The organism is Croceibacterium selenioxidans (assembly GCF_018599195.1).
Classification (GTDB): Bacteria; Pseudomonadota; Alphaproteobacteria; order Sphingomonadales; family Sphingomonadaceae; genus Croceibacterium_A; species Croceibacterium_A selenioxidans.
Genome location: NZ_JAHFVK010000001.1, coordinates 1,841,951 through 1,850,427 on the forward strand (window position 1 = coordinate 1,841,951; position 8,477 = coordinate 1,850,427).

The window sequence follows — 8,477 nt, forward strand, 5'->3', positions numbered from 1 at the left end:
GGTAGCCTCCACCACCTGCGTGCCGTTAACGCGGACCGCGATAACCGGTCCGGCCAAACAGACAAGCTCAACGTCGGCCGCCAGCGGATATCGAGTTCGGCTTTTCCGGTCAACCCGTTGAAAATCAACAGAATATGAGAGAGTGGACAGTGACCGAATTCCCAGCGGCTAATTCCGGTCGGGCGATCCCCGCTGGCGAGCCCAAGACCCCGCCCACCGCGGCTACACGCATTGCGAATAAGGGCCAGGCAGCTACATGTTGGTCTGATCGGGTGGGACGCCCTTCGGCAACCGAGCGGCGCAGGTCGGGTCTTGGCGCAAGACGTTGCCGACACCCAGGCCATAACAACTCATCGAAATGGACCCCATGGAGTAGCCGCGAACCAGGGGTTCAGGTGAAACGCCTTCAGCTGCGCACAGTCCCGCTAGATAGAGAAGAGGCAGGAAGTGGTCCGGCGTGGGGACGGACAGGGCGTAATCGGGATGTTGCGCAACCTTGAGGATATCGCCAGGTCCAAGATTGAGTTGTTCGGCAACGGCGTCGTCGAAACGTTGGGCCCAGTCGTAGGCCAGGTTTGGCCGATCCCATTGCAGGCGCTGCAAGTTGTGAACCACATTGCCACTGGCCAGGATCATCACGCCACGCTCACGCAAAGAGGCGAGCTTCGTGGCCAATTCGACGTGATATTCCAGAGGACGAAGCGCGTTCAACGAAAGCTGCACGACGGGAATCGAGGCATCCGGATATAAGTGCGCGAGGACCGACCAGGTACCGTGGTCCAGACCCCATTGGTCCCGATCGAGGCCGATCCAACTCGGCCGCACGAGCTCAATGATTTCCCCGGCTAGATCTGGATCCCCCAGAGCGGGGTAGGCGAACTCGAACAGCTGCTCGGGGAATCCATAGAAGTCGTGGATGGTCCTGGGGTTTGCCATCCCGGTCACTGCGGTGGCGCCGAAGTACCAATGCGCCGAGATCGCGAGGATCGCTCTCGGCTTTGGAAGATGATGGCCAAACGCACGCCAAGCTTCCGTAAAGCCATTGAGCTCAAGAGTGTTCATGGGGCTGCCATGACCTATGAACAGCGCAGGTGCCTTTGCCATGCCAACTACTCCTTCGCGGCTCTGCCCGCACTGCCAGGCGCAATTCTACCTTGCGGGATCGATGTAGCGCACGATCAGAAGGTCACCTTCGATGGCTTCGGCGAGGCGCTTCGCCGTGCTTCCGATCAAAGCATCGAAAAGGGCCCCGCGTCTGTGACTGCCGATCACTGTGAGATGGATGTCGTGGTTTTCGATATAATCCCCGAGCAGAGCTTCGGGACAACCGTGCTCTATGACGACCTGCGTCCGTTCTCTCAGATCCGGCTCGATCCGAGGATCGCTCAGCACACTTGCGGTCACCTCGTCTTCAATGACGCGCAGTTCGCTGTGAATATCACGATCCACGACGAAACCGGCGTAAGGGACGTCGTACCCATGGAACAGCGTCAGGGAACTGGTCGGAAAGTAGGCGGCAGCCGTTCGAAGCCCCAATATCGAGGCGTCCGAGAAATCCGTGGTCACTACGATGTTGTGATAGGGAGCCGCGACCCGGTCATTGACCATGAGCACGGGAAGATAGGTCGCCCTGACGATCCGGTTAACAGTGCTCCCGAATACCATGCGAGCTAGAGACTCCGCCCTGACGGCGCCCGTCAGTATCAGGTCGCAGTTTTCGCGGATCGCGATCTCCACCAGCTTTTCGGCCGGATCACCTTCTGCGACGACAGCGCGGATCTCGTCGGAGGCAGCGGCCAAGTCTCTTTTGAGTCTCCAGCGCATTCGTTCGACGGGATCCGGTATTCGCCGCCATGCCCGTCGCTTGTGGTCGAGGCAGTGTTGCGGGGTGTCGGCCGGGTCGATGATGTAGGCCGCGATGACTTCGGCACCGAATTCCTTCGCCAACTGCAGAGCGCGGTCGACAGCGCGATCGCAGCGCACGGTGAGGTCCGTCGCGACCAGGATCCTTTGCGGGCGGGAGAGGGTTATGTCGCTCAAGGGCAGTCCTTCTCTTTGCCCCTCATAGTCAGGCTAGTCGATTCAGCGCATTAAGGCCAGCCGTGCAAAAATCTCTATTTTACAGCGACAAAAGACGCGGGTCATGCAAAGATTGGAGACCAGCATGAAACCGGCCAACGTCAATCAGCGCCCCGCCTGCGAGGTAACAGGGTTGTGACCTGGGGCACTTTGCCTACGATGGATGGCTCCATCCGTTCCAATCGGAGGCGGCGTGCTAAAGGTGACTAGCGAGAGCCTTTTGTGGCTTATGCTTGCGTTGCCATTTCTGGGCAGCCTGCTGTCGTCGATCCTTCCGGCGCGCAAGCGGAACACGGCGGGCATCCTGGCTGGCGTGGTCATGCTCCTGGCGAGCGTCGTGGCGATTGGCCTCTACTCGTCGATCTCGGAGGGAAGCGTTGTCCGCAGCCGGATTCCATGGCTCCCGTCCCTCGGACTAGAGATCGTCCTCAGACTAGATGGACTGTCCTGGTTGTTCGCCGCCCTTGTCCTCGTGGTCGGCTTTCTCGTGGTGGTCTACTCGCGATACTACATGTCGCCGGAAGATCCCGTCCCGCGCTTCTTCGCCTACCTGCTCGCATTCGCAGGTTCCATGGTCGGGCTGGTGCTTTCGGGGAACCTCATCCAGCTGGTCTTCTTCTGGGAGTTGACCAGCCTCTTCTCATTTCTCTTGATCGGTTACTGGTATCACAACGAACGCGCACGAAGCGGCGCGCGCATGGCGCTCATCGTCACTGCCACCGGCGGGCTCTGCCTTCTGGCGGGGGTGATGCTGCTAGGCAAAATTGCCGGAAGCTACGATCTGGACGCGGTGTTCCTTGCGGCGGATCGTATCCGCCAAAGTGAACTTTATCTGCCCGCACTGGGGTTGATCCTGATCGGCGCCTTTACCAAGAGCGCACAGTTCCCGTTCCATTTTTGGTTGCCCCACGCCATGGCGGCACCGACGCCTGTCTCCGCCTACCTTCATTCTGCCACTTTGGTGAAGGCAGGGATATTTCTTCTTATCCGCTTCTGGCCTGTGCTGGCCGGCACGGAAGCCTGGTTCGCCACGGTCACGACCGTCGGCTTGTGCACGCTGATCCTGGGCGCGTGGGTGGCTATATTCCAACAGGACCTCAAAGGGCTCCTTGCCTATTCCACGATCAGCCATCTTGGGCTGATCACTTTACTGCTTGGCCTGAACAGCCCGCTGGCCACCGTCGCGGCGATCTTTCACACACTGAACCATGCCACCTTCAAGGCTTCCTTGTTCATGGCGGTCGGCATTATCGATCACGAGACCGGCACACGGGACATCAGAAAGCTGAGCGGGCTTGCGCGTTACATGCCCATCACGGCCACGCTCGCCGTCATTGCTGCGGGAGCCATGGCGGGAGTGCCACTGCTCAACGGTTTCCTCTCCAAGGAAATGTTCCTCGCCGAAGCTCTGGACCTGCACCGGGAATCCTTCGCCGGGCGAACTCTTCCCTTCCTTGCGACGTTGGCCCTTGCATTCAGCGTACTCTATTCGGTGCGCTTCATTCACCAGAGCTTCTTTGGGCCGCCTCCCCAGGATCTGCCGCGCGAGCCACAAGAGGCACCACGCTGGATGCGGATGCCAATCGAAGTCCTGGTCGTCGCGTGTCTCGTCGTAGGTATGGTCCCTGCCCTAACCGTGGCGCCCTTGCTCGGTGCAGCGGCCTATTCGGTTCTGGGTCCGAACACACCGAGCTACAGCCTGGCCATCTGGCACGGCTTCAACGCCCCGCTTGTCCTTAGCCTTCTGGCTCTTCTTCTCGGTGCCTTGGGATACGTTCTTTTCGGCAAGCGCCTGAATCGCCAGGATGGGACCCCCCTCGTCGGCGTGTTCAAGGGACGGCGCGCGTTCGAAACAGTTCTGTCGCTGTTGATCCGCGGAGCCCGCCGAACCATGGAATTCGTGGGAACGCGGCGATTGCAGCCCCAGCTTCGCGTGCTTGTCCTCGCTGCCTGTTTTGCGGGGCTGCTGCCTTTTCTGCGCTATGGGTACCAGGGCGGCACCAAGGTGGGCACGCCGCTCGACCCGGCCTTCGCGCTGATCTGGCTCGTTGGCGGTATCTGCGCCGTGGCGGCCGCCTGGACGGCAAAATACCACAGGTTCGCGGCGCTGATCCTGATGGCAGGGGCGGGATTGGTAAGCTGCGTCAGCTTTGTCTGGCTGTCCTCCCCGGATCTCGCCCTCACCCAGTTGCTGGTGGAAACAGTTACGACCTTGCTGTTGCTACTCGGCTTGCGCTGGTTGCCGGCGAGATCGCGCGATCTCTGGCCGGGCAGTCGTACGCCTTGGCGCGTCAGGTTTCGCCGCGGGGGCGATGTGACCCTTGCTCTGGCGGCGGGCTCCGGCATCGCGCTGCTATCCTACGCGATCATGACCCGCGAAATGCCCAACTCGATATCGAGGTATTTCGTCGAACACTCCTATCCGGACGGGGGCGGACGAAATGTCGTAAACGTCATCCTGGTCGACTTTCGTGGGTTCGATACGCTGGGCGAGATGACGGTTTTGGCGATTGTAGCGCTGACCGTCTTCGCGCTGCTGCGGCGCTTTCGTCCCGCGCCCGAAAGTGTCCGCAGCCCAGAGCAGCAACGCCTTCAGGATGCGTCCGACGATGCGAGGGAAGGACGCGAACGGGGCGACACGTTGGCGGACTACCTTCTGGTCCCTCGCACGATAATGGAGTGGCTCTTTCCCGCGATAATTGTCCTCGCTTTCTATCTCCTGATGCGTGGGCACGATCTTCCGGGCGGAGGATTTGCCGCCGGGGTGACGATGTCGATCGCGCTTATTCTCCAATACCTGGCGTCCGGAACGCGGCGCGTCGAGGACCGGCTAAGAGTCCATCCTTTAAGGTGGATGGGTTCCGGGCTCCTCCTGGCGGTGGTCACTGGGCTGGGAGCATGGTGGTTCGATTATCCATTTCTCACGTCCTGGTTCAGGTATGTCGACCTTCCGCTCCTGGGCGAGGTGCCGCTCGCAACGGCACTTCTCTTCGATATCGGGGTATTTCTGCTGGTGATCGGCGCGATCGCGCTCATCCTGGTAGCCATCGCGCATCAGTCGATACGCACCACGCGGCGTAGGCCGGAACCGCCGCTGGCGGTGAAATCCGGCGAGGAGGAAGCGTAATGGAGGCGGTCCTTGCTCTCGGCATTGGAGTTTTCACCGCAGCCGGGGTCTGGCTCATTTTACGGCCCCGAACCTTCCAGGTGATCATTGGCCTCTCGCTCATCTCATATGCCGTGAACCTGTTCATATATGCGGCCGGGCGGCTCAAGGTTGATGCCCCGCCCCTTGTTGGCACGGTGAACCCCGATCCCGCCCTTTTTGACGACCCGCTACCCCAGGCGCTTGTCCTGACCGCGATCGTCATTTCGTTCGCGATGACCGCCCTTTTGCTCGTGGTCCTTTTGGCCTCGAGGGGACTGACTGGCACGGATCATGTCGACGGGGACGAGGGAGAATGAGCGCGGGATGGACTGACCATCTGATCGTCGCACCCATTGTGCTGCCCCTTGCGGCTGCCGCGCTTACGCTCTTTCTTGACGAGCGGCAGCGGCGCTTGAAGGCGAGCGTGGCGCTGCTCACCGTTCTTGCACTGCTGTTCGTGTCCACGCTGCTTCTTCAGGGTGCGGCTTCGTCAGGCTTCGCGGGAGAGCCGGCCACTACCGCCTATCACCTGGGCAATTGGCCCGCGCCATTCGGCATCGTCCTCGTAATCGACTGGCTGTCGGCGCTGATGCTTGTTCTTACGAGCGGTCTCGGCCTGACGACGCTCGTGTATTCGCTCGCGTATTGGGACCGGGCGGGACCGCGCTTCCACACACTGTTCCTCCTGCAGTTGATGGGCTTGAACGGCGCCTTTCTGACGGGCGATCTGTTCAATCTTTTTGTGTTTTTCGAAGTCCTGCTAGCGGCGTCGTACGGTTTGCTTCTCCATGGATCCGGAGTGCAACGTGTTCAGGCTGGTCTGCACTACGTGTCGATCAATGTTGCCACTTCCCTGCTTTTCCTGATCGGCGTGGCCTTGATTTACGGCGTGACGGGTACGCTCAACATGGCTGACCTTGCCATCCGCATCCCGGCGGTTGCCGGGTCCGACCTGCCGCTGCTGCAGAGCGGAATGGCCATACTCGGCACGGCGTTCCTGTTGAAGGCCGGCATGTGGCCACTCGGTCTCTGGCTCCCCCGAAGTTACGCCGCGGCTGCCCCGCCGGTTGCGGCTCTGTTCGCTATCCTGAGTAAAGTGGGCGTCTACGCGGTGCTGCGAGTCTACCTTCTGTTGGGGGGCGAAGGCGGTTGGGCAGCCAACTTCGGGGACGAATGGCTCCTCTACGGCGGGATGGCAACGATCGCGTTTGGAACCGTGGGCATCCTTGCCTCGCGAACCCTTATGCGCGTCGCAGGCTACTCGGTGATAATCTCGTCGGGCACTCTACTTGCCGCCATAGGCGCCGGTCAGGGAGCGGTGTTGGGAGGCGTGCTCTTCTACCTCGTCAGTTCGACCGTGGGGATATGCGCCTTCTACCTCCTGATCGAGTTGATCGAGCGTAACGAAGCCGATGCTGCCCTCAAAGTGGAGCCTGTTTTCGAAGACGAATACACCGGCTCGCTTGAGACCGGGGAGGAAGACGAAACCGGGGTCGTCATTCCGGCAACCCTTGCGATCCTGGGGGGCGGTTTCGTTTTTTGCGTTCTGGTGATTTCCGGTCTGCCGCCGCTGTCGGGTTTCGTTGCGAAGTTTGCCATCATTCACGGGTTGCTCGGGCTTCGGAGCGAGATCGACTGGCCAGTCTGGGCTCTCATCTCGCTAATCATCCTCTCAGGGCTCGCGACGATCATCGCCACCACGCGAGCCGGAATAGACTTGATTTGGACTCCATCGGAACAGCCGCAGCCTCTTCACCTCGCAGAAGCGGTACCGGTGGGCGTTCTTCTGGCCGCCTGCCTCGGCCTTGCGATCTTTGCCGGACCAACCATGCGCTACATGGAACGCACCGGCCAATCCCTCGGCGACCGCCAGGGCTATGTCCAAAAGGTACTGATTGAAGGACCGGCCGATAAGCATGCGAGATCGAGATGAAGCGCTGGCTGCACTTTCCATTTCTCGCGCTCGCCATGCTCGCGATGTGGCTGCTTCTCGCCCAATCGTTATCTCCAGGCCAGATCCTGCTTGGAACCGTGGCGGCCCTTCTCGCCACCCATGCCCTGAAGGCCCTGCGACCTGAGAAGGTTCGTCTCGGATCGCCAAAGGCAATCCTCAAGCTGCTTTCGATAGTGCTCGCCGATATTGTGCGGTCCAATTTCGCAGTGGCGGCGATCGTGGCGTTCCCGCGTCAAAAGCGGGTAACAGGCTTTGTCAGTCTCCCGCTCGAGCTCCAAAGCCGGGCGGGTCTTGCGGTTCTGGCGCTGATAATCACGGCGACGCCTGGGACCGTATGGGTCGATCTTGACCGGAGGCGCAATCGTCTCCTGGTCCACGTTCTGGATCTCGTGGACGAGCAGCAATGGGTTTCACTGATCAAGGAGCGCTATGAGGCGCTTCTCGTGGAGATTTTCGACCGATGACGGCGACTTTTCTCGCATGGTCAATCACGGCGTCGCAGATCCTGCTTGGGGTCGCCATGCTTTGCGCGACCTGGCGCATGGTGATCGGTCCCCGCGCGCAAGACCGGGTTGTCGGGCTCGACACTCTATACATCAACGCAATGCTGATGCTGCTGATGTTTGGTATCCAAACCGGCCGCACGCTCTATTTCGAAGCGGCGCTCGTCATCGCTCTGCTCGGATTTGGTGGAACCCTGGCCCTCGCCAAGTTTCTTATGCGGGGCGAGGTGATAGAATGAGCGGCGCACCAGATCTCCCCGGATGGGCCGCACTGCTCGTTGGAATCCTTGTGATCGCTGGCGCGGTCATGACTCTTCTGGGTTCGATTGGGCTGGTGCGCCTTGGGACCTTTTTCGAACGCATCCACCCGCCGACGGTAGGTAGCAGCTCCGGCATGGCGCTGATCGTGCTGGCCTCCATGATATGCTTCTCGGTCCTACGCTCACGGCCGGCGGTTCACGAGATTCTGATCGCGATTTCCGTCACCATGACCACCCCGGTTACATTCATGCTCCTGGCGCGTGCGGCGCTCTATCGCGAACGCCTCGAGGGGCAATCGACCGGAGACCCGGGCGATGAGGACCCCGTTCATTCGGATTGAACGCAGGCAAAGCGCCAGAAAGTCTTTGAGATCGAGCAATATCCGCTCCGATTGGAAGATCGGCCGCTTGGCAAGTCGTGCGATCCGTTGCAGAAACTCAAGCCAATAAGAACGGGACACGCAGTTCCGATTGAGGGGGATGACCGTCATGCGCATGCCATCGCGCCTGCTTCGTATTGCTTTGCTTTTGCC

General features: G+C 60.5%; 8 protein-coding genes. 6 read left to right on the forward strand and 2 right to left on the reverse strand.

The window, feature by feature from the left end; all coding sequences use genetic code 11:
- Nucleotides 1–252 precede the first annotated feature (252 nt).
- Both ygiD and KK137_RS09005 read right to left on the reverse strand, forming a co-directional pair.
- Nucleotides 253–1,104 (reverse strand): 4,5-DOPA-extradiol-dioxygenase, encoded by an 852-nt coding sequence (gene ygiD, locus KK137_RS09000; protein WP_214535843.1) that lies wholly within the window; start codon nt 1,102–1,104, stop codon nt 253–255.
- A gap of 45 nt (nt 1,105–1,149) precedes the next feature.
- Nucleotides 1,150–2,040 (reverse strand): universal stress protein, encoded by an 891-nt coding sequence (locus KK137_RS09005; protein WP_214535845.1) that lies wholly within the window; start codon nt 2,038–2,040, stop codon nt 1,150–1,152.
- Between the two features lie 232 nt (nt 2,041–2,272).
- On the opposite strand from KK137_RS09005, the gene KK137_RS09010 reads away from it, so the two are divergent.
- From KK137_RS09010 to mnhG, 6 genes are read left to right on the forward strand one after another with little or no spacing between them, the layout of a single operon-like run.
- Nucleotides 2,273–5,206 (forward strand): monovalent cation/H+ antiporter subunit A, encoded by a 2,934-nt coding sequence (locus tag KK137_RS09010; protein ID WP_338028021.1) that lies wholly within the window; start codon nt 2,273–2,275, stop codon nt 5,204–5,206.
- A complete protein-coding gene (locus tag KK137_RS09015; RefSeq protein WP_214535846.1) occupies nt 5,206–5,544 on the forward strand; it encodes a Na+/H+ antiporter subunit C in 339 nt (112 codons plus the stop codon). The genes KK137_RS09010 and KK137_RS09015 overlap by 1 nt, the downstream gene beginning before the upstream one ends.
- Nucleotides 5,541–7,160, forward strand: a complete 1,620-nt coding sequence (locus KK137_RS09020) for a monovalent cation/H+ antiporter subunit D (protein WP_214535848.1) — start codon at nt 5,541–5,543, stop codon at nt 7,158–7,160. Before KK137_RS09015 ends, KK137_RS09020 begins: the two co-directional genes overlap by 4 nt.
- Nucleotides 7,157–7,645 (forward strand): Na+/H+ antiporter subunit E, encoded by a 489-nt coding sequence (locus KK137_RS09025; protein ID WP_214535849.1) that lies wholly within the window; start codon nt 7,157–7,159, stop codon nt 7,643–7,645. The genes KK137_RS09020 and KK137_RS09025 overlap by 4 nt, the downstream gene beginning before the upstream one ends.
- Nucleotides 7,642–7,923, forward strand: coding sequence for a K+/H+ antiporter subunit F (locus tag KK137_RS09030; protein WP_214535851.1), 282 nt, complete (start codon nt 7,642–7,644; stop codon nt 7,921–7,923). The genes KK137_RS09025 and KK137_RS09030 overlap by 4 nt, the downstream gene beginning before the upstream one ends.
- The gene (mnhG, locus tag KK137_RS09035; RefSeq protein ID WP_214535853.1) at nt 7,920–8,285 is read left to right on the forward strand and encodes a monovalent cation/H(+) antiporter subunit G; all 366 of its coding nucleotides are present in this window, start codon (nt 7,920–7,922) and stop codon (nt 8,283–8,285) included. Before KK137_RS09030 ends, mnhG begins: the two co-directional genes overlap by 4 nt.
- Nucleotides 8,286–8,477 lie beyond the last annotated feature (192 nt).